We start from the raw sequence: 25,914 nt of genomic DNA on the forward strand, positions 1-25,914 counted from the left end.
ACCATGACCGCAGACGTCTCCGCCCGGCGCAGGCGCGACATCATCGACGCCCTGCGCCGCGGTGCCGTGCCCGGCAACGGGCTCGACGTCCTCGCCGTGGGCCTCGACCGGTTCACCGCGGCGACCGAGGACGACCTCGACCGTGCCGCCGAAGGCGGCAGCGTCTTCAAAGCCATCCGCGGCGAGTACGGCGCCGGCAAGACGTTCTTCACCCGCTGGCTGGCCGAACGCGCCAAACGCCGCGGCTTCGCCGCCGCCGAGGTACAGATCTCCGAAACCGAGACACCCCTGCACCGCATGGAGACCGTCTACCGCCGCCTCGTCGAGCACCTGTCCACCGAGCAGTTCCCGCCCAGCGCCCTGCGCCCCGTCCTCGACGGCTGGATCTTCGCCCTCGAAGAGGACGTGCTGGCAAGCGGCGCCGCCACCGAGGACGACGCGGAAGGCCTCGACAAGGCCGTCGGCGAGCTGCTCGAACGGCGCCTGGCCGACATCTCCCGCAGCACCCCCGCCTTCGCCGCCGCGCTGCGCGGATACCGCACCGCCAACACCAGCGGCGACCAGCCCACCGCCGACGGCCTCGCCGCCTGGCTCGGCGGCCAGCCCCACGTCGCCGCGGCGACCCGGCGCTACGCCGGGGTCAAAGGCGACCTCGACCACTTCGGCGCCCTCAGCTTCCTGCAGGGTCTGCTCACCGTCCTGCGCGACAGCGGACACCCCGGTCTGCTGCTCGTCCTCGACGAGGTCGAAACACTTCAGCGGGTACGCTCCGACGCCCGCGACAAAGCCCTCAATGCCCTGCGCCAACTCGTCGACGAGGTCCACTCCGGGCGCTTCCCCGGCCTGTACCTCGTCATCACCGGCACCCCCGCCTTCTACGACGGCCAGCAGGGCATGCAGCGCCTGGCACCGCTCGCCCAGCGCCTGGCCACCGACTTCGGACCCGACCCCCGCTTCGACAACCCCCGCGCCACCCAGCTGCGGCTGCCCGGGTTCACCATCGACACCCTCGTCGAACTCGGCACCAAGGTCACCCGCCTCTACGCCGACGCCTACACCAGCCAGCGCGTCACCAACGTCGTCGACGCCGCATACGTCAGCCAGCTCGCCGCCGCCGTCACCGGCAGACTCGGCGGCCAGGTCGGCGTCGCGCCACGGGTGTTCCTCAAGAAACTCGTAGCCGACGTCCTCGACCGCGTCGAGCAGTTCCCCGACTTCGACCCCCGCCGCGACTACGCACTCACCCTGCGCGCAGACGAACTCACCGACGTCGAACGCAACGCCGCCAGCGCCGACGACATCACCCTGCCGATGTGAGCGCCATGCCGCTGGACAGGCTCGACCCGGTGCTCGTGCACCACATCGTCAACTCCCTCGGCTGGCCCGACCTGCGGCCCCTGCAACGCGCCGCCATCGAACCCCTGACCGGCGGCGACGACGCGCTGCTGCTCGCCCCGACCGCAGGGGGCAAGACCGAAGCGGCGATCTTCCCGCTCCTGTCCCGTATGACGGCGCAGCGGTGGCAGGGCACCTCGGTGCTCTACCTGTGCCCGCTCAAGGCCCTGCTCAACAACCTCGAACCGCGGCTGGAGCGCTACGCCGGATGGCTGGGACGCCGCGCCGCCGTCTGGCACGGCGACGTCCGCGGCAGCGCCCGGCGCAACGTGCTCACCGAACGGCCCGACATCCTGCTGACCACGCCCGAATCACTGGAATCGATGCTGGTCAGCCTCAACGTCGACCACCGCACCTTCTTCTCCGGCCTGCAGGCCGTCGTCATCGACGAGGTCCACGCCTTCGCCGGCGACGACCGGGGCTGGCACCTGCTCGCCGTCCTCGAACGGCTGACCGCTCTCGTCGGGCGGCCTCTGCAGCGGGTCGGCCTGTCGGCTACCGTCGGCAACCCTGACAGCCTGCTCCACTGGCTGCAAGGGTCCAGCAGGGGGCAGCGGCCCTCGCAGGTCGTCGCACCCGACCTGCCTGCCGACCCGGCAGCCGCACCGTCCGTGCCGCCACCCGGCGACATCGAGCTGGACTACGTCGGCTCGCTGGCCAACGCGGCGACCGTCATCGCCTCGCTGCACGCCGGGCAGAAACGCCTCGTCTTCTGCGAGTCGCGGCAGGCCGTCGAAGAGCTGGGGCAGCTGCTGCGCGAACGCGGCCTGACCACCTTCCTGTCGCACGCCTCCCTGTCGGCCGACGAGAGGCGCCGCTCCGAGCAGGCGTTCGCCGAGGCGCGCGACTGCGTCATCGTCTCCACCAGCACCCTCGAACTCGGCATCGACGTCGGTGACCTGGACCGGGTCATCCAGATCAACACACCATCGACCGTCGCATCGTTCCTGCAGCGCCTCGGCCGCACCGGCCGCCGGCCGGGCAGCACCCGCAACTGCCTGTTCCTGACCGTCGACACCGACTCCCTCGTCAAGGCGGCCGCGCTGCTGCACCTGTGGGGCAGCCACTGGGTCGAACCGGTCACCGCCCCGCCCGAGCCCCGCCACATCGTCGCCCAGCAGATCATGGCGCTGTGTCTGCAGCAGCACCGTGTCGGCGACCAGAGCTGGCAGCAGTCGTGGAACGGGCTCGAGCCGTTCGGCCCGACCGCGGCACCGATCGTGCGCCACCTGATCGACAACGGCTACCTCGACACCGACCAGGGCATGATGTTCATCGGCCCGGCAGCGGAACTGCGTTTCGGCCGCCGCAACTTCATGGACATGACCGCCGTGTTCACCGGGCCGCCCGAGTTCACGGTCCTCACCGGGCGCACCGAGCTCGGGCGCATCGACCCCAGCCTGCTCACCGAGGAGGTCCAGGGCGAGCGCCGGCTGCTGCTGGGCGGGCGCAGCTGGGCCGTCACCTACATCGACTGGCGGCGACGACGCTGCTTCGTCGAACCCGCCGACGGCGGCGGCCGAGCCCGCTGGACCAACCTCGGCCTGGCGGGCCTGTCCTTCGAACTCACCCGCGCCATGCGTGACGTGCTGCTGGGCGCCGATCCGCCGGTGAGGCTGACCCGACGCGCCACCGACCGGCTGGCGTACGGACGCGAAGACGCCTCCTCGCTGGTACACCCAGGCGGCAGCGTGATCGTGCGGGACCCGCACAGCGACGACGTCCGCTGGTGGACCTGGGCCGGATACCGCACCAACGCCACGCTCGCCGCCACCCTGAGCGGCATAGCCGATCCGATGCAGCGCTTCGACGACCGCCACGTACGCCTACGGCAGGACCTCACCCCGGAGGCCTGGCGGGCAGGCATCGCCGACGCCGCCGAACGGGTCTGCCTGCCTGGGGTGAGCGAGAAGGCCCTAGTGGGTCTCAAGTTCAGCGACGCACTGCCGAAACGGCTCGCCATCGCCACCCTCGCCGCTCGGCTCGGCAGGACCGCTCAAGCCAGGATCGTTCTCGGCGAGCCTCAACGCTTCCTCGTCAGGCACACCACTTGACGCGCCCTTCCTGCACTGCCCTCGATGACGCGGAGTGAGACATGACCAAACAGGTAGCGGTTCCCACGCGGGATTCTTCAGACCAGGACCTCATCGAATTCGCCCACACCTACAACGGCTACGAACTGCATGGTGGTATGGAGGGCCTCACCATGCTGTTCGACGTGGTGCGCGACCACTGGGCGCAGACTGGGCGGCTCCCGGGCAACATCGACGTGCTGCGGGCCTGTCTCTTCTACGCGGTCCGTGGTCACCGCCATTCAGGCGGCTACGAACCGTTCGGCCAGGATCCCTTCGTCGCCGCCCTCATCGAATCGATCCGCGACCAGGCCGGTGATCTCCTACCGGCCAAGGGGACGGTTGTCTGACCGGCTCCCGACCAGCATGCGTACCAGCCACGTCTACAGCGACCGTGCTGGACGTCATGCGATCAGCCTTCGAAGTATTTCAACATGCCTGGACCCGGAGCAGACCTCCCATGCCAGGGGGTAGCGGCTGGCGGCGTCCCACGGATTCCTGATCACACGCGCATAGCGGGCCGCCAGCGCGTCTGCAGCCGCCGGGTCACCGGTGCGCTGGAAGCGGGCGGACGCCTCGAGGGCGAACTCATGCATCCGCCGGAAGTCGATGCCGTCGGTCACGGCTCCCATACGACCATACGTACCTCCCTCGACCGGGCCTCGGTCGCCCGCGATTCGTGCCGGCGAGGACCATCTCCCGGGCGTCGGCCACCAGTCGGCGCCGTAACTCGGTCGGTCGGACTGGCGACTGTCGAGTGACGGCGAGGCCTGCGAATTCCTCAGCTCAAGGGCGGACCCTGGTCCTGCCTGCTGCTCGGGTCCGTGGCAAACGACCCGAGGACGGCTGCGTCCACGACCTGTGCATCCACGACCTGCGGCTTCGGCTTCGTCAGCTCCAAGCTGGCGAGGTGGTTCTTCAGCCTCTTGGCCATGGGAAGGTAGGTCGCAACGGTCACCCCGCCCGAAACTACAGCTCCAACCACCGGGATGGCCTTTGAGACGGCCCTGGCGAAAGTCTGCTTTGTCATCTCGGCGCCGAGATAGCCGGCGACCTTTTTCACGATCGGATAGACGAAGCCCTTGGTGAGTGCCTGCCGCGGCAGCTTCCTGAGAGCTTGTTCCGAGATCATGCCGGCGACCTTCCCCACAGCGGTGTTCGCCGTCTGGGTGCCGAACATCACGCCGACGAACAGGGTGAGCACTCCCTTGGTCGCGTCATCGATATCATCGCTGTCGCCGGAAAACAGATTCGGCCAACTGTAGACATAGGCGAGCTTCTGCGCGATTCGGAGCATGTGGCCGAAATACTGCGCCATGTCGGCGGGCACAGTCGCGGGCATGAACACGAAGCCTGGGATCCCCGCAGCGGCAGAAAGAGCGCCGGCCTTAGCTGCTTCGTATCTGATGGATTCGTTCGCCACCCTGTCGAGGACATCGAGCGGTATGCCTGCTGCAGCAGGGGTGTCCTCGATCGCACGGCGGATGTCGTCGTCTGAGCAGTATCGCACCAGCGCACTTCGGAGATATGCGTTCCTATTGATATGTACGCCCGGAAGCCTCGCCGCTCCCATCAGCACCGCGGAAAAGCGCGACTCCGGATTCTCGATCACTTCATTCGCGGTCATGACCGCGCCCTGTGGCATCTGGACAACGCACACCTTCTCACCGACACCGACGGCGGCATCGGTTCCCCGAAGGTGATCTGCGTCTGGGACGAAGCAGCCGAGACGTCCTCGGAACTCGAAGCAGTAGCCAGCAGCGCCAAGGGTGAGACCGAAGTCAGATTGGCCAACAAAGCGGCACGACTACCCTTCTTATTTGCATGATCTGGGAAGTGGATCGGGCCCTTGTGTATACCACCGCTGGGACCACTGTGGACACCGCCCATCGGTGTGTTCCCAGCGCCTGCAGAGTCATTTGAACAATCGGACCGGGCGACCCGACCATCGTGCCGTCAGGCGAGCGGCGTCTCGGCAAGGCTGAGCCCGCCGCGCTGCGCCATGGTCGGCCGCTGCCGTTCGACGTGCCGCCGCACCCGGCAAGGTACCGGGCGTATCCGAAGCGCGGACCCGAAAGGTCGAGCTGTTCGCCTTCAACGAGCCGAGGGGTGGACTGCGCAAGGCCCGCGTTGAGCGCGCCGCAGGCGAACAGCCCCGTCGAATGACCCATTCGTGTCATAACTCTGCGCGACGTTGCGGGTACGCTGCCGTCATGCCGGTGGTCTTCGTACACGGGGTCGCTACCCGAAAGGGCACCTCCTACGCTCGTCAACTGGGCAAGCGCTGGTCACTGATCCAGAACATCCTCCTGCCGACGCTCGCCGACGATCCGCGATCCGTCGGCAGATACGAGGCGTTCTGGGGCGACGAGGCTTCGGTGCTCGCCTGGAACGGAGCCTCCCTGCCAAGATCGGGCGGTGAGGTCTTCGCCCTCGCGGACGAGGCTGAGGACTTGATTCTGGCGGAGACGATGTACGGCGACCCGATCACTCGCGCAGTGGACGTCAGCCGGCCTCTGCTCGATGCCGCTCGACGCGAGCTGCCGAACGCGACCGACCTTCTCTGGGCGTACCTCAGCGAGGTGCCGGACGGATCGCAAGGCGCTGCGTTGATCGACCAGATCACCCGAATGACCGACTATGCGGAGAACAATCGGCGGCCGACATGGTTGGACGCATGCGATGACGACGAACAGCTACTCGCAGAGCTGCTGCGGCACACCCAGAAGCCCGACACCGACCCGCGAGGGGAGACATTCGGCGGGGATCAGGTCATCCGCCGCCTGCGTGAGACAGTGGCCAGGATCGCCGCCGCTCCGGGCAGGCTGATCGGCAGGCCCTTCATGACGCAGTTGCGCCCGCTCGTACACCGGCCCAGCGCCCTCTTCCTCGGCGACGTTCTCGAATATGTGGCGCAACGTCACAAGGACGGCGTGCACGGCCCCATCGCGACGATCGTCGGCAACAAGATCGCGGAGGCCATGGCCGACAAATCTGCCGATGACGATCGCCTCATCATCATCGCGCACAGCATGGGCGGCAACATCGTGTACGACCTCATGTCCGATCTCCGCGACGACCTCTCCTGCGACCTGTTGGTCACGGTCGGCTCGCAGGTGGGGCTCTTCGCCGAGCTCGGTGTTTTCCCCGCCGTCTCACCTCCGGGCGATCCGAAGGTGGACAGGGTGCCGAAGCCGACCAACATCGCCCGCTGGATCAACGTGTACGACCGCCAGGACGGCCTGTCTTTCGCGACTGGCGGCGTGTTCGAGGGCGTCGAGGACTTCGAGTACTCGACCGGCGCCGGGCCTCTCGGCGCCCACTCCACCTACTTCATACGGCCCAGCTTCTATCACCGCCTCGGGTCGCGAATCCAGGAGGGTGGCAGGTGAAGGAGCTATATCTGGACGAGCGCGGATCGGGCCCTGGTGTACACGCCCTCATCATCGGTGTCGGCCAGTACCCCTACCTGACCGGCAAGTACCTCGAGTTCGACGGCTACAGCGACCTGACCTCGGCCCCGGTGTCGGCGCTGCACTTCATGAAGAAGCTGGTGAACACCGACGTGGCCGAATGGGCGGTGCCGGTCGCCAGTGTCGACCTGCTGCTGTCACCGGCCCGCACGTTGGTGAACGCCGCAGGTGCCGAGGTGAGCGTGGCGGACCCGACCCGCGAGAACATCCAGGGCGCGTTCGACGACTGGCTGGAGCGGTGTGCCTCGCACCCGGAGAACATCGGGGTGTTCTACTTCTGCGGTCACGGAGTGCAAGCCGAGAGCCAGGTCCTGCTGGCAAGTGATTTCGCCAGGTTCGACGGCTCCCCGTTCATGGGCGCGTTCGCCTACGACGTCAGCCGCGACGGGATCCTCCAGTTCGGCCCGCCGACCCAGTGCGTGTTCATCGACGCCTGCCGCGTCCCGCTGACCGAGCAGGTCCGACAGCTCAACCGCGGTGTATCGGCACTGAAGACCGCCGACGCCTACGGTGAGCGCCGCTGCGCCCATGACCTGACGCTGAGGGCGCCGCTGTTCGACGTCATGGAAGCTCCGCCGAACATCGCCGGATACTCCGACGGAGTCGTCTCGTACTTCACCTCGGCCCTCACCCGTGCCTTGGACGGCCAGGCCGCCGTTGAGGAGGCCCTCACCGGCGAGTGGGTGGTCGACAACCAGACCGTCAGCTCGAGAATGACCGGGCTGCTGCAACAAGAGATCGGGACCGGAACGACCGGCCGCGCCGTCGAAGGCGCGAAGATCTTCGACAGGAAGGTGCTCCGGCGCCTGCACACGCCCCCCTCCACCAAGATCACGGTGAGCTGCGAGCCGCTGGCCGAGACCGGAACGCTGAGCTGCACGCCGAACCCGGCGGTGCGCGCAGCCTACGAGCACAGGGCTCAGGATGGTGAACCGTGGGAGTTCCTGGCTGAAGCGGGTCATTACATGGTGACGGCCGAATGCGAACGGGGATTACATCGCGTAGGGCCGAAACCGGTCTACGCTGCCCCGCCGACCAGCTACGTCAGGCTGGAGCTGACGCGATGACGACCGTGGAGTTCGAGCTGGCTGCGGCCGACCCGTCGGTTGTCGGGACACCCGTCGCTGTCGAGGCGAAGTGCCACCCGGCCAGGCGCGGCGCATGGTTCGTCGTCCCTGTCGGGGGCCGGCAGCGATGGTCCGCCGAGGGGGACCACTGCGTCCTCACCGCCCTGCTGCCGTGCGGGGCGACGGTGACCGAGAGCATCGCGCTGACGGGACCGACGGTGCAGACCGTCCTGCACCTCGGCGAATACGGTGACCGTCTTTCACTGTTCACGACTGCGCGCCAGCGGGTGTGGGGCAGCTTCGCCGACCCCGCCTACCACAGTGCCTGGGTCCGGCTCTGGCGCCAGAGCCCGACGAAGAAGTGGGAGGTCGTGCCGTGGCCAGGCCCGCCAGTCGGCCGAACTGATGGCGCGGTCGCCTTTCAGTTGTCGCTGCCGCCCATGCCGCACATGGTGCAGACGGGAGGCTACGGCATCACACCTCAACTGACCGTTCTGCCGTCTTCACCTCAGGTACGTCTGACGGTGCTTCCCGCGGCGGGGCGGACGCCATGGCTGGCCACCTTCGTCACGACAGACGATCTGCCCGGCGAGGCACTGCGCGGGTATCTGGCGTGCGGTGCCCTCTCCGCAGCGCGGATGGTCGCAGACTCGGCCGCAGGCCCCGAGGAAAGCCTGATGGGGCGTCTCGCCCGAGACTACCTGTCGCTGCGCGCCGCCTCACCGGAGAAGGTGAAGAGTCTTCCCGCGCAGCTGACCTCGGATGACGCCGTCATCCAAGGTTGGAGGCTGTTGACCGGCGGTCGTCAGCCAGACCAGGACCGTGCCCGAGCGGCTTTCCTGCAGGCGGTCGATCTCGGAACGCCGCTGTTTCCGGAAGGGCTGAGGCTGCTCGCCGACGGGCTTCGTCGCCTGGGTGACCGGCAGACGACGACCGCCCTGATGAACCTGGCGCCGCTGATGGAGGCCGCCGATCTTGCCGGGCCGACGACGGCCTTCGCCGGCACCGAACCCGACCGCCCCGCGGCCAGGGCCACAAGTGCGGCCAGCGACTGGTTGCCGCATACCCAACCGCTTGCAGCCACCCCCTCTTCTGGCACCGTGGTGGTCAAGCCGGAACTGCTTACGTCGACGCCTTCGGCAGGCGTAGTGATCGTCCCACACGCCCAGGATCTCTGGCTGCGCAGGGAAGGCCACGTCGCACAGGAAGCCGTCGAAGTGCTTACCGATGTCAGCCTCTGGAAACTGACCGCAGACCGCTGGCAGCGCCTGAGCCACGTCCTGGACAGCGTGCTGTCCGCGATCAGGAGCGCGGATGTAGCGGCCCTCCAGGACAAGATCATGGAGGTGGAGCTACTGGGCCCGACACGTGCATCTTCGGTGAACAAGTCTGCCATCGCCCCACCGGCTGACGTCGATAGACTGGTGGGCACGCTGATCGAGGTCATCTCGGTTGCGGTGGACGAACAAGGTGCTGACCGACCAGATGGCCGTGGCTGACGACCAGAGCCCAGCGGCGGCGATCCATGCCGCCGCGCTGCTGCGCGCCGCGGTGAGGCAAACCGACCGGCGCGGCCTCGAAGTCAGCATCGCGCGATTGCGGTTGCTTGCAAGCCGTGACGGTCACCAGGGGACGGCATCCATGGCCCTGTCGACCGCCCTGCACGTCCGCTACATATGGAGCGGCGACACTGCCGCTCTGGCAGAGTCGGTCGCCGTTGCCCGCGAGGCGGTACGAGCGGCAGGATCCGACGTCTCGCTGGTCGAGCTGACCAACGCGGCTGTCGGCCTGCAGGCATGGTACGGCGAGACGCGCGACGACATCGTCCTCGCGCAGCTGACCACCCTGATCCGCAGGTTCGCGGTCAGAGACGAACCCTCCGGCGGAGGTCCGGCGGCACCACACCTCGACCTGGCCGAGGTACTCCTGGACCAGCACGCGGGCGCCGATCCACGGATGCGTGAGGCGCTGAAGTCGGCGCGTCAGGCCGCCGAAGCCGAGGGAGGGTCGACAGCGCTGGCCTATGTCACGTTCACCCTCCGGCTCCTGGCGAAACAGCGGGGACGATCGGCGCTGCTCGACGCGGCGATAGCGGTCGCGCGGGCGGCGGTCGCAGCCGTTCCCGGCAGCACCACGGCGCTCGCACAGCTGGCCTGGGTGCTGCTCGACCGTCATAAGCTCCTCGGCGACGCCGATGCTCTCGACGAGTCGATCAAGCTCGGACGCGCCGCCGTCGACCACGGAGACCCGGAGAATGGGTCACGCCCGCTCGCTGCCCTTCCCCTGATGTCCGCGCTGTCCGCCCGATACGCCACCACCGGCGAGCGCGCCGACGTCGAAGCGGCGGCCGCGGTAGGACATCGGTGCCTGCAGCGCTTGCGCGTGGACGACCCCCGACAGGTCCCCCTGCTGGCCGGCCTGGCTGATGTCTGGTCGGAGATCCTCGAACGCACGGCAGATCGTGTGGCCCTGGACGAAGTCAGCAGCGCCTGCCGACGGGCCATGGCACTCACCAGCCATGACCACCCGTACCACGCCGACCTGCTCGTCAGGCTGTCAACCGCGCTGCACCGCTGGTACGAGCACACCGGCGACCAGAGCGCCGCCGCGGAGGCGATCTCGCTCGCCCGCCGCGCGGTGGTTCGTTCGCCCACGGACCGGGCCGACGTCATGTCACACCTGGCCTCCCTCCTGATCACCCAGTTCCGGGCGTCCGGCGAGCTGGCCCTGGCGGACGAGGCGGTCGAACTCGCCGAACGCGCCGCAGCCGCTGAAGGTCGCGAAAACGCCGCCCTGCTGTCCAACGTGTCAGTGGCCCACCAGACGCGTTCAGAAGTGACAGGCGCCCTTTCCGACATCGACCGCGCCATCGCCGCGTGCCGAGCCGCTGTATCTGCGGCGGCAGCGGACGATCCACGGCGATCCACCTATTTCGCCAATCTGTCGCGAGCGCTGGCTCGCCGCCATGCCATCACCGGCGACACCTCGTACCTCACCATGGCGGTGGAGGTCGCCCGCCGTACGGTTCAGGTCCTGCCTGCCGGACAACGGGACGAAGCCCGACATCTGGCGAACCTCTGCGATCTGTTGCTCATCCTCGCCGCCGCGGGCGAACCTGACAACCCCGACATTTATGATCAACTACAGGAGGCTGTGGAAATCGCGCGCATGGCAGTCAGGCTGACGCCGCCCGGCGACCCCAATCACGCCGCGCGGCTCGCCCAGCTCGGTCTGGCCTTGCAAAAGTTGAGCGAGCGGAATGGCGAGCCTCAAGCGCTCGACGACGCGATCACCACCAGCCGGACCGCTGTCGACATGACACCGCTGGATCACGGCACCCGCGCTGGCCGCGTCGCGCACCTCGGCCATGCGTACGCCCTACGGGCGCAGGTGAGCCAGGACGGCGCCGATGCACGTGAAGCCCTTACCTTGCTGCGCGCGGCCGCCGCTGACAGAAGCGCCACGGCGAGCGTTCGCGCGGGCGCAGCCGCGCGCGCCGGACGACTGGCCGCGTCTGCCGGCGATTGGCGTGAGGCAGCCGATGACCTCGCCCACGCCATGACGTTGTTGCGCAGGCTCGTCCACGGCACCGGACACGGCCTCACCACTGAACGCGCGTTGAACGAACTGGCCGGCGTCGCGGCCGATGCCGCGGCCTGCGCAGCAAGATCCGGGGACTTGCCGCGAGCCCTCAGCCTCATCGAACAAGGCACCAGGATGCGCCTGGCTCAGGCATCGGACGCCAATGCGGGAACGGCCAACCTGCCCGCGCTGCATCCGACACTCGCCCATGAGCTCAGGGAGGTGGCGGAGGCATTAGCCCGAGACGACGCGGCAGACGACCTGACCCGATCGCCCGCCGAGGCAGCCGCAACGGTCGCCCATCGTCGGCGTCTGGACGAACGCTGGCAGCGGACCGTCGAGAGCATTCGCGCCCTGCCTGACTTCGCGGACTTCTTCGGTCCGCCATCGCCAGCCTCCCTGCTGGCGGCAGCCCACCAAGGCCCCGTTATCGTCGTCTACGTCAGCTCGATCTGCAGCGGCGCGCTGCTGGTCACCCCCCACGCACTGCAGCACGTCAGTCTGCCCGAGCTGACCGAGAGCCAGGTCGGCGCCAGAGCCAACGCCATCTCGACGGCAGAGTCGGCGAGCCTGGATGCCGTCGTCGCCGACACGCTGGCATGGCTACGCGACACAGCCGTCACGCAGATCCTGGCGGCGCTGGATGGCCTCGGCACGTACGAGAGGCTCTGGTGGATGCCGGTCGGGACAGCCGCCTTCCTGCCCTGGCATGCGGTAGACGATGTCATCGACCGCTATGTGTGCAGCTATACGCCGACGCTCGGGTCTCTACGGCTGGCACGGGACCGTGCGCCAGCCCTCCCATCGACACACAGCCCAGGTCGGGCCGTCGCGGTCGCCGTCGCCTACTCCGAAACAGAATCGCAAGTGCTCCTGCCAGGCGTCAGTCGTGAGCTCGCTGCTCTGGTCGCTCTGCTGGGCGAGCAGCTGCGCATCCTGGCCGGCGCCGACGCGACCCGCGATGGCGTCCTGGCCGCGTTGGATCGCTATCCCTGGGTTCACATCGCGTGTTGCGCCATCAGCGACCCGGCCCGGCCCTCGGCCAGCCGTCTGATGCTCGCGGACGGGCAGCTGAGCGTGTCTGACGTCCGCGCCCGCCCGTTGCGCGACGCCGAAGTCGCGGTACTTGCCGCCTGTGCCGCCGGTCGCTCCGACGCCGGTGCATCCGCAGCGGCCGTTCACATCACGTCGGCGTGGCATCTCGCCGGATTCCGTCAAGTCATCGGGAGCCTGTGGTCGGTGCCCGACGCTGCCATCGCCCGCCTCATGCACTCGCTGTATGTCGAGGTAACACGACGAGGACATCTCGACGCGACGGCCGTGCCCTACGCGCTGTGTGCCTCGACCCGACTCCTGCGTCAGCAGCGGGTCAACCGGCCGTCCGTATGGGCTGCCTTCATCCATGTCGGAGTCTGAATCCCGCTGTAGACCTACCATCCGATCCACGCAAGGTACGCCCTTCCCCAACCATCCCCACATCCAAGGTGTCAACGCGTAGTGCGAAAGTGCATCGGCACCTGCTGAGACTTCGAGGCCTGCGTCCCACCCCGGTGCGGCTCCAAGCGCGAAGGCTGATCAGCAGCTGAAATGGCCGTCAAACGAGGGGGCGACATGGCGATCATCTGGCTCATCGTGGTCCTTAACCGGCGCATCACCGACGCCGCGCGCGGTAGGACGAACCGCGTGCTCGACACGATGGCCCTGGCGAAGGCAGCCCAGCTTCAGCGGCGGATCGACGCAAATCGCGCCAGCCGCCTGCTGGCCCCAGCCGCGTGCACCTTGGGCTGGTTCCATTGGATGAGGTACCACTCACTTCCCGACGGGTCGGACACCGGCGAGCTGGAGTCCGCGCTTGAGTGGTTCGGCACGGCAATCAGCGTCAGCGCGAGGGCGCCTATTCCACACGAGGTTCGCAGGGTTTTCACCGACGGCCACCTCCAGCAGGCCCAAGCGGCAACAGAGATCCTCGAACGCATGCACCATGTCGACGATCAGGCAGCCCTGGACCATGCGATCGAACTTCTTCATACCGCCGTCAGCGACACTCCGCCGGAGTACCCGGTCTTGTCCGCCTATTTGTCTCACCTGGGCATTGCGTTGCAGACGCGTTTCGAGCGGACGGGATCGCTGGACGACCTGAACGCGGCCGTGACGGCCTGCCTAAAAGCGGTGACGATGGCCTCGGCCGACGACACCGGCCGAGCCGCGTACATGTCAAACCTAAGCGGTGCGTTGCGAAGTCGATTCGCGTGCACCGGCAACCGTACAGACTTGGACGAATCCATCATTAATGCGCAGGGCGCGGTGGACGAGGCCAGCAGCACGGATCCGAACATACCCGCATACCATTCAAATCTCGGAAGCGCGTTACGTATCCGCTTTGTGCTCGACAGCGCGCTGGATGATCTGAACGCTGCCGTTATCGCAGGACAGCACGCCGTCAGCGCCTCCTCGCCGAACGACCCGCAGATCGCCGTCTACCTCTCGACCCTCAGCGAGACTTTGCGGACCAGATTCGAACGGACTGGCGGAGTCGCAGACATCAGAGCAGCCGTGGATCTGTCCCGAGCAGCAGTCGACGTTTCAACACCCGGCCATCCTCACTTCGCCACCAGCCTATCCGGCCTCGGCCTCGCACTGCGGGTCAGGTTCGAACACACAGGCGCCTTGGACGACTTGAACGCAGCCGTGACCGCCAGCAGGGCGGCGGTGGAGGCTACTCCACTCGGCCACTCAGACCGCTCCGACCAGCTGGCCAACCTCGGCATCGCGCTACGGACACGGTATGAGCGCATAGGCGCGCTGGGTGACCTGGACGAAGCCGTCGCGGCCAGTCGTAGGGCGGTGGACGAAACCCCCTCGGAGCACGTCGATTACGCCGACCATCAGGCCAAACTCGGCCTCGCGCTAGGTCTGCGTTTCGAGCGCAAGCGCGATAAAGCAGACGTCGACGAAGCGGTGACCGTCAACCGTGCTGCGGTTGACGCCACCCCGCCCGGCCACCTCAACCGCGCCAGCTACCTCTGCGGCCTGAGCAATGCGCTGCAGATGCGATACAGGCACGCCGGCGCGATGAAGGACCTTGACGGAGCCGTCACCGCCATCAACGGTGCCGTCGACGCCGCAAGACCCGACCATCCCGATCTTCCCAGATACCTCTCCGCTCTTGCCGGCACGCTGCAGAGCAGATTCGAAAAGACAGGCGCGTTGGAGGACCTGGACGCTGCCGTAACCGCCAACCGGACAGCTGTCGACGGCATTTTACCCAACCATCCACATTTCGCCATTCACCAATACAATCTCGGCGTCGCGCTGCGAACCAGGTCCGAGACTACCGGCGCGGCCGAAGACCGCCGGGAGGCGGCACTACTCTGGTCACGGGCGGCTGGATCGGTCTCCGCACCGGCGGCCAGCCGGCTGCGGGCGGCCCGGGCCTGCGCGCAAGCGATCGCCGAGCTGGACGGGCCGGCCGCTGCGGTAGTCATGTACCGGGCGGCGTCGGAACTGCTCCGACTGCTCGCCTGGCACGGCATCTCCGACGCGGACCGCCAATACCTGCTGACGAACGAAGCCGGATCACTGGCGCACGACCCGGCCGCTTGTGCCGTCACCGCCGGCGACCTCCGTCAGGCGATCGAGCTCCTTGAACAGAATCGGAGCGTCGTATGGTCGCAACTACTGGAGGCTCGCATCGATCTGACCGAACTCGAACTCGCTCATCCGGACCTGGCCTCGAAGCTACATCGGTGTCGGACAGTGCTTGACGAGCCCGCGCACCACGATGCATCCCCTAGGCTCAGAGCACACGCGGCATCACGAACCGGCGGGATCGGCATACCGATCGAGGACCGCTAAGGCCCGAAATGGACATGCGAGGCCCAGTGCCGCGGTCGGCTCGCGTATTTGGCACGCATCGTGGTCACCGCATCGTGAACGGCGACATCGGGCCGGGATCCGCCGGCCACAGCCCTGTAGATCCTTTCGGCGAATTTCAGAGAAAGGGTGTCGAGCACCGGCCAAAGGGTCGCGACCACGTGCGTGTAGCCCGCCAACTGGAAGGCGGATGCAAGATGAATCGGCTCGTCCGGCAGCTGCCTCGGATTCGCGGCGGTCGTGCAGGCGGAGAGATAGGCCAGATAGGCGTTGCGGAGGTCGAGTTCGCCCAGCATACGAACGCTGAGCTCACCGTCGTACAGGGCGAGGTGGGAGTTCGAGGGCTCGTCGAGGTCGGCCACCCCGTGGCAGGAGAAGTGAGCCCAGCTCGCACCCAGGAGCTTCTCTCGGACCGCCCGCAGAGTGGCCCCCTCGCCTAGCAGCGGGGCGGAGGCGACTGGCAATGTGTCGGCTACAGCGCACGCCTCATCCTCAGCCGAGTTCAATCGGGCTGCTGCCGGATCGAGGTACTCGTTGACGCCGACGATGAGCGCCTCACCGTGACCTCGGGCGTCGCGTGCCTGCCGCGCCGCGTGCAGCGACCGTGCCGTGGTCGTGTACGAGGACACCACCCGATCGTGGACCGTCCGCGAATCGGAACCGGCAAGGTTGTGATACCCGGCCGCGTGAAGGGGTAGCAGTGAGAGCAGGCCGGACGGCATCCACCAGATTCGTGGCCATGAGTAGGTCGGTCCGTCCGGTGTGCCATGGTATCCGAGACGATTCATGATCGGTTCGGCCACAGTGTCCCACAGCCAGGCCAGTACCTCACTGACGACTGCATCGTCCGCACCCGCATCGATGTTGCCGTCATCGGCGTATAGAGCTGCCAGAAACCGTTCGACCTGGTGCACCACATCTTCGTGGCTCAGGTCCGGCAACGGCACATGGTCCACGGCTTCCGCGGTGAGAATCAGCGCATCGCTACGCTGTCCGGCGACGGTCACCGCGACGACGGTGCCCTGGCCGGCCGACTCCCGCATCTGCGACACTGACGGCGGCAGTCCGAACTCCTCGAAGCCAGCGACGCCGCGAACTCTCTGGAGCAGCGCCTCCCATCGCCGGGCGAGCTGATCTCGCTGCCGCAGGACCGCATCGTGATCAGCCTCTGCACGGTACCTTTCGGTGACCGCATCAGCGATCGGACCGTGCGCGAGGCCGGCGCTCAGATCGCCTCCGAGCTGGATGCGAAGCTGCTCCATTTCCTCTGCCATGCCGGCGTCAGCACGCCGCAGTTCTTCAACACCTGAGCGTGCCTCCATTGCCTGCCCCAAGAGCACACCCCTGCCTGCCTCCAGTCCCTGCCAGGCAGCTTCGACATGATGTAACCGTGCGGATCGGCGGAGCTGCTGATCTGCGAGCGACAAATGCGCCGCGGCAGCGAGTGGGCCCAAGCCGCGCACGAAGTCGAGGTTGCGCCGTCGCTCCGAGGTGTCGAGGCCGTGGTCGACGAGCTGCGGGAGCAGGCGGAAGACGAGGCTCAGGGCGTCCTGTGCTGCATCCCACTCGGAGAGGTTGGCCGCCGCTTCGGCCCACCGACGTCCGCAATAAGCGCGACGGTGCGGCGGTGCGCTGGTGATCATCGAGCCCTGCCGGAAGGCCTCGGCCTCTGCCTTGCGGTCCTGCGGATCGCCGGTGAGGGCGAACCTCGCGCGCAGCGTGCCGCCAAGGTCCGCGAAGAGGCTCGCCCGGTCAAGATGATCTGATGGCAATGCGCGCAGCGCGTCGTGCTGGAGTTCAACCGCAGCATCGATGTCCGCGAGAGCGCCGGTGGCCGCCGTCAACTGTGCGAGGTTCGCCAGGCAGCGAGCACGGTCGGGGTGTCCGTCGGGCGCTGCAGATAGCGCACTACCGGCCAGATCAAGCGCCCGTCGATGATCGTCTGGAGTCCCCGCAACCTTGTGGCGCCGTTCGAGGGCCGCGCTGAGGTTCCGCACGACCCGGTTGTAGAGCGGGTGGGCCTCCGACATGTCCGCCACCGCGGACTCGGCCGTGGAGATTGATCTGTCCAGATCGGTGTCGCTCTCCGTCTTATCGAATCGGGCCGCGAGCGCGATCGATAGATTCGTCATGTGCATCGGATAGGCGTGGTGGCCGAGGGCCGTGCCGGAGACGGCTTCCTCCAGCAGCCGCACCGCATCGTCTATATCCCACATTTGGCCAGTCCGCTCGAAACGAGCAAGCACACTCACGGCGAGGTTCGCCTGCAAGGCGGCCACATCCGGATCACCTGGGCCGATGAGCTGCACCGACTCACGGCTGGCACCGATCGCCTCGTCGAGGTCGGTGATGCTCCCGGTACGCTCATACCTCCATGCGAGTGCGACCCCGAGGTTGGCTAAGCAGCTGGCTCGATGCGGGTGACCCGGCGCAGCGGCGCTCAACGCCGTCCGCGCGGATTCGACGGCTGCATCGAGGTCTGCCGTGGACCCGGTGAGTTCGAACCGGGCTCCGAGAGCCGAGTTCAGATTCGCGTGGATTCCCGGGAAGTGGCGCTCGTCAGGCCGAACGAGCGCTGCGGCCGTCCGTATTAGGGTGATCGCCTCCTGCAGTTCGGTAGTCTCGCCGGTGTGCTCGCATCGCGTCACGAGGGCAGCGCCCAGGTTCGACAGGTAGTGAACGCGGTCCGCGTCGCCATCTGCCGCTGACGCGAGTGCAGCTCGAAAGAGGCTAATCGCCTCGTCGAGGTCAGGGGCTGAGTGCCGGTGCTCGAAGCGTGTCTTGAGAGTCGCGGCGAGTACCGTCAGCACACCCGGCTCGCCTGGTAGACCTGCGAGCAGAATCCGGCGCCACCGGATGCTCTCGTCGAGGTCTGCGCTGTCTCTGTAACGACGGAAGCGCGTTTCCAGCGCAACGCCGAGACTCTGCACGTGGATCATGTCGGCGTTCGATACGGCTGAGTATTCTCCGACCGCGGCTCTGCCAAGCTCGACCGCCTCGTCGAGGTCTGCGCGGTCACCGGTCATCCCGTACCGCAGCTGCAGCGATACTCCGAGATTCGACATGTACTTCGGCAGGCTGTCGTCGCCGTTGCCACCGGCGACGGCCGCTCGCCCCTCCTCGATCGCGCAGTCCAGGTCCGTTCGCGCATTGAGTTGCCGGTAGCGTGCCGCAAACGCGAGACTCAGGTCATGCCTGAACGAAGGCGAGGCAGAGTCACGGTCGGCTGCTAGGGCGGCTCTCGCGATGCCGATCGCCTCGTCGCGCGTCACAGGGTCCTCTGCCCGGCCGGCTTCGACGAACAGTGCGCTCGCCAGGTTGACCAGGCATAGGGCGCGATTGGGGTGGTCGATCTCGGCTGACGCGACAGCGGCTCGGGCCACGGCGATCGCCTCGCGCAGATCCGCCAGATCGCCCGCCAAGGTGTATCGCATCCGGACCCTGTTGCTGAGGTTGGACAACCGGGCGGCTCGAAACCGATCGTCGACTGCCGTCAGGTCGATCGATCGATGTTCTACGCTGATCGCGTCATTGAGATCTGGTCGACTGCCCGAGAGGATGAAACGCGCGGTCAGTGCCAACGCCAGATTCGACAGCGACGACGCCAGATGATCGCGTTTTCCGGCAGACGTCCCCGCGACCGAGTAGTGTGCTAGCTTGATCGCCTCCTCGAGGTCTGGCCGCGATCGGTCTCTCTTGAACCGCAGCCGCAGCATGTGGCTGAGATGGTTCTGAATCTCCGGCCGGGCGGACCCGCCCTCGGGCATAGCTGCCGCCAGCTGGCGGCCGATCGATATAGCCTGGTCGAGATCGGCCTGCTGGGGACTCTCGATAACTCGCAGACGCAGGCAGTCGAAGAGGATGAGCAGACAGCTGCTGTGCGTGGCCGAGCCAGCCCGAAGCGTGGACGCGGCAGTTCTGCAGACGCCGATGCTCTCGCCTAGATACGCGAAGTCCCCGGTCAGGTCGAAGAGGATCCGCCATGCGGCTGCCAACTTCGGCAGAGCGTTCTCACGCTGGACGGCGTCGATGCGGGAATGTGCGAGTGCCTGCCTCAAATAGACGACGCCACCTCTCGCAGCGTCGGGATCCCGTTCTTCGTAGGCCTTGCTCAAAAGATCACCGGCGTGTTGAAGCCATTCAGCAACCTCGGAAGAACCTGGCATGGGATCAATGATTCTCCAATCGGCGCTCTCTTCAACCGACCTTCCGGCCGTATCTGGGGACCACAGTGGACTTCCGTATGAACTGATCCGGCGCGCGCTCGGGTCGGGTTGGTCAGCCGCCACGTTCCACCAGGCGAAGGTCAGACTGACCAGATCGGAGGACAATGGCCAACACGACGCGCGCGGCGCGTCACCGTCAGGGGTAGTTGCCGCCGGGTACACGGATGAAGCCGGGTCTGGTGTCGGCGAGTTTCTGCTGCAGGTCGGCGCGGATGTTGCCGGTGGCGACGAACGTCGGGGCGTTGCATTGCATATCGCTGAGCCACAGCGTGCGGCCGACACCGGGGTCAAGGCCAACGGCGGCACGTCGCTGGCCGGCTCGACGGTAACGTTGTCCGCATCGGCAGGAACGGCCGGCTGAGGTAGACGAGCACCAACTGGTACGAGGTCGCGCCGTCACGAACTCCGTGGCGGCGCGAGCTCGTACACCATCCGGCCACATCAATGACTCAGCGTTCCGACCGGGACGAACACGTGGCCGAGCTGGTCGCCGGCCTGCGCACCACGGGCTCGGCGGACCCGGTCGACTACGAGCTGCCGGCAGCGTTCACCCCTAACCACCACTGGCCGTGGCCGCACCTGGACGCGGCGCTGTGGAACCTGGCCGTGGTGCAGCGTGACGCCGGAGACGCCACGTGCCGGACTGGATCCGGACGATGCGGTAACTTGCTGGCCCCGGCATCCTCCGATCCTTCTACGCGGACCAGCCGCAGGCGATGCCCCCGGCGCACGGCGACTCCTGGGTTGCCTTGGCATCACAGGAGTCGCCGAACGCGGGACAGGAACCGCCGGGAGGCGTCAGGCTCCGCCGGGGCGCGAGCGGCGGCGGATCGCTGACACCACGCCGTACACCGCCGCGACCGCCGCGCCGAGCGCGAGCAGCGGCCCCACGCCCACCCCGTCGGAGGCGGCGCCGGTGGCGGTGCCCGCGGCAGCAGCAGCTGCGGCGGCTGACGGGCTCGCGCCGGTCGCCGGCTCGCCGGGGGTGATGAGCCGGCCGACGGCGGCGTCGCGGGGCTGGGCGAAGCCCCAGTCGAGCAGCGCGGCGCCCTGCTGCCAGCCGCTGAGCGGCGCCGATTCGGCCCCGAGCAGGCTGACGACCAGGCGGCGGCCGTCGCGTTCGGCGGCGCCGACATAGGTGTGCCGGGCCAGGTCGGTGTAGCCGGTCTTGCCGCCGAGCGCACCGGCGTAGTTGAAGATGAGCAGGTTCTGGTTGCCGATCTGGAAGCCCTTGACCTTCTTGCGCGGCTGGTCCGGCACGCGCGCCTCGCGAGTCAGCGCGTAGCGCCGGAACGCCTCGTCGGCGAAGCAGGCGCGGGCGATCAGGGCCAGGTCGTAGGCGCTGGTGAACTGGCCGGGCGCGTCGAGTCCCGACGGGGTGACGGCGTGGGTCTGGTACGCGCCGAGCCGCGCCGCCTCTGCGTTCATGGCGCGTACGCCGCCCGCCGCGCCGTCGCCGTTGCCGCCGAGCCGGGCCAGCACGTTCGCGGCGTCGTTGCCGGACACCAGGATCAGCCCCAGCCACAGGTCCTCGACGGTGTAGCGGCCGCCTTCGACCAGGCCCGCGGCGGAGCTGCCGGGCTCGTAGTCGAGATCCTCGCGCGTGACGGTGACGACCTCCTTCGGGTCGAGGCGGCCGAGCAGCGCCGCCGCGAGCAGGAGTTTCTGCACGCTGGCGGGGGTGCCGTACTCGTGTGCGCCGCACGCGCCGAGCACCGCGCCGGTGTCGAGATCGGCCACGAGCCACGAGGTGGCGCTGACCTTGGGCGGTTTCGCGGCGCCGGGTGCGACGGCCAGGCCGGAGGTGGCCAGCTGGTCGCCGCCGACGGCGCGGTGCACGGGGTCGGCCGGCGGCGCGGACGCGCGGACCGCTTCGGACATGCGCGGGCCGGCCTCGCGGGGGCAGGGCAGCGTGGGCGCGTGCGCGGCCGCGGGCAGGGGTGTGGCGAGGACGGCGCTGAGCGTCGCGAGGGCGATCCGGGCCCCCGTTGGTACAAACCGGAGCATATCCGGCACACTAGCGAATACTTCTCGCGAGTGCCGGGCGTTCGTGAAACCGTCTCGGCTGGCCCGTCCGGCACCGTCCCGATAGGCTGCTGCCCGTCTCACTGTCCCGGGCGCTCCCAGCCCGGCCTGCGTACGGGGAATGCCTTGATCGGACGTAATCTCGACGACGCCGAGGAGTGGCTGCGCACCTGGACCTCACAGGTGTCCGCGCAGGCCGAGGCGGCACAGCGCATGTCGGAGCGGGTCGCCGCGCTGACCGCGACCGCGGGCGGCGCCGACGGTGCCATCCGGGTCACCGTGACCAGCTCGGGCCAGCTCACCGCGCTGGAGCTGGACGACCGGGTGCAGCGGATGCGCGGCGCCGACCTGGCCAAGGAGATCATGCGGGTGACGCGCCTGGCGCAGAGCCGCATCACCGCGCAGGTCGCCGACGTCGTCAGGGAGACCGTCGGCACCGACACCGAGACCGGCCGCGCCGTGCTCGGCAGCTACGAGCAGCGCTTCCCGACCCCGCCGGAGGACCCGGAGCACGACCGTGGCCGGTGACGACACGGTACGCATGCCGATCGACTCGGTGCGGCGGCACGCGGGCAGCATCGACACCATCGCCGACGCCGTCGAGCAGGGCGCCGACGCCGCCAACCACGTGCACCTGGGCGCGGACGCGTACGGGCAGCTCTGCCAGTTCGTCCCGTCGCTGCTGGAGCCGGTGTCCGGGGCGGCCGTGTCGGCGCTGCGCGACACCGTGAACGCGCTGCGCGACACCGCCGACAAGCTGCGCGCTGCCGCGGCCACCAGCGAGTCCACCGACGTGCGCACGTCCGGCACGGTCACCGCTACGCAGAGGACGGTGAACCTGCCGCTATGACGTCGACCACCGCGAACCCCCTCATCGCGCCACGTCAGGACAGCACCCAGTGGTACACCGGCCTGGGCCTGGTCGAGGACGTCATCGACTGCAAGAACGCCATCGAGTCCGAGGGCTGGGTCGACGACGCCATCGCGGGCCTGACCACCTCGCTGGACACGCTTGGCCTGGTCGTCGACCCGCTCGGCTCGCTGGTGGCCTGGGGCGTGTCCTGGCTGATGGAGCACGTCCAGCCGCTGTCGGACGCGCTGGACTGGCTGGCCGGCGACCCGGACCAGATCGCCGCGTACGCCCAGACCTGGAAGAACGTGTCGGTCAACGCCGCGCAGGCGGCCGACGCGCTGCGCGAGGCGGTGTGGCGCGACATCGCCGACTGGACCGGCCCGGCCAGCGAATCGTTCCGCTCGCACGTGGCCGAGCAGATGCAGGCGCTGGGCGGCATCGCCGACGGCGCGGGCACGCTGGGCAACGCCACCGAGATCTGCGGCATGCTCGTCGGGCTGGTCCGCGAGCTGGTCCGGGAGCTGATCGCCGAGTTCGTGGCGACCCTGGCCGCGCGCCTGCCGCAGTGGCTGGCCGAGGTCGGCTTCACCCTGGGCCTGGGCACGCCGGTGGTGATCGGCCAGGTCGCGGCGCTGGTGTCGAAGTGGGTGGCCCGCATCGGCAAGCTGATCACCGCGCTGCTGAACAGCTTCCGCAAGCTCACTCCCCTGCTGCGCCGCCTCGACGAGGTGATCGCGCTGCTCGGTGACCTGCTGCGCAAGGCGGGCCGGCGTGACCCGCTGGACCCGAACGGCCCTCGCGGCCCCGACGCCGACGGCGACGGGCGCACGGACCTGCTCGACACGGACGCCGACGGCGACGGGGTGCTCGACGACCTGGACGGCGACGGGGTGCCGGACATCCCGCCGCCGATGGTGCGGGACAACCCCTGGCGCGGCGGGGACATGGACCCCCACTACCGCGGCGAGGAGCGGCCGGACGGCATCTGGGGCCCGCCGGGCGTGGACTACCTCGACGCGGCCGAACGCGAGGCGTACCGGCTGACCATCCGCGACGGCCTCGTGTACGACTCGCAGGGCCGGCTGTTCGACACCAGCAACGCCTCCTCGGTGCACGCGGGCGGCGGCGGCCGGGCCATCTTCGTGATGGACCAGAACGGCAACCTCTACGCCTCGATGACGCAGGAGGCGGGCCGGTTCCACCACTCCAGCTTCCTCAGCGGGCAGCCGACCGCGGGCGCGGGCGAGCTGCAGGTCGTCAACGGCCAGGTGCAGATGGTGACCGACCACAGCGGCCACTACCGGCCGGGCCGGTCACAGACCCAGCAGGTGCTGGACCAGCTCGGCGAGCAGGGTGTCACTGTGGACCCGAACACGCAGGTGGACTACTGGGCGCCGGAGGGCAGCTGAACATGACCGACAACGACTGGCGCGGGCCGGTTAACCAGCTGCTGTACTGCGTGACGTTCGACCGGCAGCTCACCGGCGAGGTCGTGGACCGGGTCGCGCGCCTGGCCGTGGAGGGCGGCGCGCTGCGGCTCGGGCCGCAGGCGTACCACGACGCGGCGACCCGGGCGCTGGCCGCGGGCGCGGACCTGACCGAGCTGCCGATGGAGCACGATCAGCAGGCCCGCGCGGACTTCCTGCGCCGGTTCACGGCCCGGCTGGACGAGCTGCGGCCGTGGCCCGAGACGGGCTTCACGAAGCAGGACGTGGCACAGTGGGCGTCCTTCGCGCGGGCCGTGCCGGTCGCGCGGCTGGACGCGCCGGTCATCGACGTGCGCAACGTGCTGCGGGAGCGGTTCGACCGGATCGGCGCCGAGGGCGAGGACCTGTACGCGCTGATCCTGCGCCTGGGCACGGGCGAGACGGTCGCGCTGCTGGGGTCGTATGCGGCCGGGCAGCGGGTGACGCTGCTGCAGCGCGATCCGGGCGACCCGGAGACGCTGCGCCGGCACTTCCAGCAGGCGACCGGGTTCCCCGCGGAGAAGATCCAGGCCCTGTGACCGCTCAGCGCCGTAACAGCACCGGCGCCGCGAAGACCGTGTTGTCGACGACCAGGTCGGCACGCTCGGCGGGCCGCACCTCCGTCACGTAACGCTGCTCGCCCGGGATGTACTTCGTGCGGTAGCGGTGTTCGGCCTGCGCCGCCGAGCCCATCCAGGCCTGGTCGCGGACGATGCCGCGGCGAAGCACCTCGTCGAAGCCGACGTGGAGGTAGATCCGCAGGTCCCAGTGCTCCCTGAGCTCCGGCCGCTGGAGGAAGGCGCCGTCGGCGAGCAGGATCGCGTCGTCGGGCGCGGTCTCGTCCGGTCGTTCGATCGGCTCGGTCCCCGGCAGGTTCATGATCGCGGACCGGTAGCGGCGGTCGCCGCCCGGCCCCAGCGGCCGCAGCAGCCGGTCGCGGATGGCCTCGTTGTCCCACGAGTCCAGGTAGTAGCTGTCGGGCGAGTCCTGCGGGTACGCCGTACGCAACGCGACGGCCCGTTTGAACCAGTCGATCCCGACCCGGATCACCGGCCGGTCCGTGGCGGCGCGGACCGCTTCGGCCAGCTCGTCGGTCAGCGTGGTCTTGCCCGCGGCCGAGCAGCCGTCGACCGCCACCCGCACCGGGTGGGGCCGGGTTACCGCGATGACCCGTGCGGCCAGCTCGGCGAGCACCTCGTGCCGGTCCATCGGCCCGCTCCTCCCGTCGGCGGTCTCCGACGCTGCCACAATCTGCGGTGCCGTGGTCAGCGATACGCGAACCAGCTTCTGCTGGTCACGGGTGGCCCTCTGCCGGTGACCCCGGTCCGCAGTGGCGGCAGCGGTGCCGCACGATTTGGGGTGAGGCCGGTTTCTGGGCATCCGTCATTCCGAGGATCGTGACAGATGCCTACGACTCCAGGCCGCGCTCGGCGTAGATGCAACGCTGCTGAGATTTGGCGCGGAGGGCGAGGCGCAGCCGATTGACAAGGCGAGTTGGCAGGTAGTCGGCGAGATTGCTTTCATCGACAAATCGCGCGTCGACAATTTCGCCATCAGCGAAGATCATCGCAGATAAGTCAGACTCTCCCAGTTCACCACCATCGAAGATGATGAGCATCTTGTCGCCCTCGTCCGGTGCAGGTGCCCAGTCGATAACGAGCGGCTGCCGCGCGACCGTCAGATCCTTACCCAGTTCCTCGATGATCTCGCGGCGGCAGGCCGCGAGCGGCGCTTCGCCTTCGTGGACATAGCCGCCGGGGATCTCCCAGCCCGGCTTGTAGCTCGGTTTGACCAGGAGCGGGCGGCCTGTCGCATCAACAAAGAGCGCCCCTGCGGCCAGCCGCGGGGTAGCGAACGAATTGGACTCAGGCGCGGCCACGGA

General features: G+C 68.4%; 18 protein-coding genes. 12 read left to right on the plus strand and 6 right to left on the minus strand.

What is annotated here, in order from left to right:
• Positions 1-3 precede the first annotated feature (3 nt).
• The 3 genes from brxD to CS0771_RS28495 are packed head-to-tail and all read left to right on the plus strand — an operon-like array spanning position 4 to position 3,817.
• Positions 4-1,317: a BREX system ATP-binding protein BrxD gene (gene brxD, locus CS0771_RS28485; RefSeq protein ID WP_212843869.1), complete on the plus strand. Its 1,314-nt coding sequence runs from the start codon at positions 4-6 to the stop codon at positions 1,315-1,317.
• Between the two features lie 5 nt (positions 1,318-1,322).
• A complete protein-coding gene (locus CS0771_RS28490; protein WP_212846091.1) occupies positions 1,323-3,449 on the plus strand; it encodes a DEAD/DEAH box helicase in 2,127 nt (708 codons plus the stop codon).
• A gap of 41 nt (positions 3,450-3,490) precedes the next feature.
• Positions 3,491-3,817, plus strand: a complete 327-nt coding sequence (locus CS0771_RS28495) for a hypothetical protein (RefSeq protein WP_212843870.1) — start codon at positions 3,491-3,493, stop codon at positions 3,815-3,817.
• 54 nt (positions 3,818-3,871) lie between these two features.
• Here CS0771_RS28495 and CS0771_RS28500 read toward each other — a convergent pair whose 3' ends face one another.
• Both CS0771_RS28500 and CS0771_RS28505 read right to left on the minus strand, forming a co-directional pair.
• Entirely contained in the window at positions 3,872-4,090 is a 219-nt protein-coding gene (locus tag CS0771_RS28500) for a hypothetical protein (protein WP_212843871.1), read from the minus strand.
• Positions 4,091-4,248: 158 nt separating this feature from the next.
• Positions 4,249-5,094 carry a hypothetical protein gene (locus CS0771_RS28505; protein ID WP_212843872.1) on the minus strand — a complete coding sequence of 282 codons (846 nt, stop codon included), beginning with the start codon at positions 5,092-5,094 and terminating at the stop codon, positions 4,249-4,251.
• Positions 5,095-5,680: 586 nt separating this feature from the next.
• Here CS0771_RS28505 and CS0771_RS28510 point away from each other — a divergent pair.
• The 5 genes from CS0771_RS28510 (at position 5,681) to CS0771_RS28530 (ending at position 15,444) form a co-directional block, all read left to right on the plus strand.
• Positions 5,681-6,859: a hypothetical protein gene (locus CS0771_RS28510; RefSeq protein WP_212843873.1), complete on the plus strand. Its 1,179-nt coding sequence runs from the start codon at positions 5,681-5,683 to the stop codon at positions 6,857-6,859.
• Complete coding sequence (locus CS0771_RS28515; protein ID WP_212843874.1) at positions 6,856-8,007, plus strand: caspase family protein; 1,152 nt, start codon at positions 6,856-6,858, stop codon at positions 8,005-8,007. Before CS0771_RS28510 ends, CS0771_RS28515 begins: the two co-directional genes overlap by 4 nt.
• Positions 8,004-9,506: a CATRA system-associated protein gene (locus CS0771_RS28520; RefSeq protein ID WP_212843875.1), complete on the plus strand. Its 1,503-nt coding sequence runs from the start codon at positions 8,004-8,006 to the stop codon at positions 9,504-9,506. The genes CS0771_RS28515 and CS0771_RS28520 overlap by 4 nt, the downstream gene beginning before the upstream one ends.
• Complete coding sequence (locus CS0771_RS28525; RefSeq protein ID WP_212843876.1) at positions 9,478-13,005, plus strand: CHAT domain-containing protein; 3,528 nt, start codon at positions 9,478-9,480, stop codon at positions 13,003-13,005. Before CS0771_RS28520 ends, CS0771_RS28525 begins: the two co-directional genes overlap by 29 nt.
• A 195-nt stretch (positions 13,006-13,200) precedes the next feature.
• The gene (locus CS0771_RS28530) at positions 13,201-15,444 is read left to right on the plus strand and encodes a tetratricopeptide repeat protein (RefSeq protein ID WP_212843877.1); all 2,244 of its coding nucleotides are present in this window, start codon (positions 13,201-13,203) and stop codon (positions 15,442-15,444) included.
• Here CS0771_RS28530 and CS0771_RS28535 read toward each other — a convergent pair.
• On the minus strand, positions 15,441-19,793 hold the full coding sequence (locus CS0771_RS28535) for a CHAT domain-containing protein (RefSeq protein ID WP_212843878.1): 4,353 nt from the start codon (positions 19,791-19,793) through the stop codon (positions 15,441-15,443). The two genes, CS0771_RS28530 and CS0771_RS28535, sit on opposite strands and share 4 nt — an antisense overlap.
• A gap of 693 nt (positions 19,794-20,486) precedes the next feature.
• Entirely contained in the window at positions 20,487-21,695 is a 1,209-nt protein-coding gene (locus CS0771_RS28540; protein WP_212843879.1) for a D-alanyl-D-alanine carboxypeptidase family protein, read from the minus strand.
• Between the two features lie 144 nt (positions 21,696-21,839).
• Between CS0771_RS28540 and CS0771_RS28545 the strand changes: the two genes are divergently transcribed.
• From CS0771_RS28545 to CS0771_RS28560, 4 genes are read left to right on the plus strand one after another with little or no spacing between them, the layout of a single operon-like run.
• A complete protein-coding gene (locus CS0771_RS28545; protein WP_244871090.1) occupies positions 21,840-22,241 on the plus strand; it encodes a YbaB/EbfC family nucleoid-associated protein in 402 nt (133 codons plus the stop codon).
• Positions 22,231-22,563, plus strand: a complete 333-nt coding sequence (locus CS0771_RS28550) for a type VII secretion target (protein WP_212843880.1) — start codon at positions 22,231-22,233, stop codon at positions 22,561-22,563. The genes CS0771_RS28545 and CS0771_RS28550 overlap by 11 nt, the downstream gene beginning before the upstream one ends.
• A complete protein-coding gene (locus CS0771_RS28555; protein ID WP_212843881.1) occupies positions 22,560-23,975 on the plus strand; it encodes a WXG100 family type VII secretion target in 1,416 nt (471 codons plus the stop codon). Before CS0771_RS28550 ends, CS0771_RS28555 begins: the two co-directional genes overlap by 4 nt.
• 2 nt (positions 23,976-23,977) lie before the next feature.
• Positions 23,978-24,571, plus strand: coding sequence for a hypothetical protein (locus tag CS0771_RS28560; protein WP_212843882.1), 594 nt, complete (start codon positions 23,978-23,980; stop codon positions 24,569-24,571).
• 4 nt (positions 24,572-24,575) lie between these two features.
• Here CS0771_RS28560 and CS0771_RS28565 read toward each other — a convergent pair whose 3' ends face one another.
• The gene (locus tag CS0771_RS28565; RefSeq protein ID WP_212843883.1) at positions 24,576-25,241 is read right to left on the minus strand and encodes a uridylate kinase; all 666 of its coding nucleotides are present in this window, start codon (positions 25,239-25,241) and stop codon (positions 24,576-24,578) included.
• Positions 25,242-25,440: 199 nt separating this feature from the next.
• On the minus strand, positions 25,441-25,911 hold the full coding sequence (locus tag CS0771_RS28570) for an NUDIX hydrolase (protein WP_203752670.1): 471 nt from the start codon (positions 25,909-25,911) through the stop codon (positions 25,441-25,443).
• Positions 25,912-25,914: the final 3 nt, after the last annotated feature.

Source organism: Catellatospora sp. IY07-71 (assembly GCF_018326265.1).
GTDB lineage: Bacteria > Actinomycetota > Actinomycetes > Mycobacteriales > Micromonosporaceae > Catellatospora.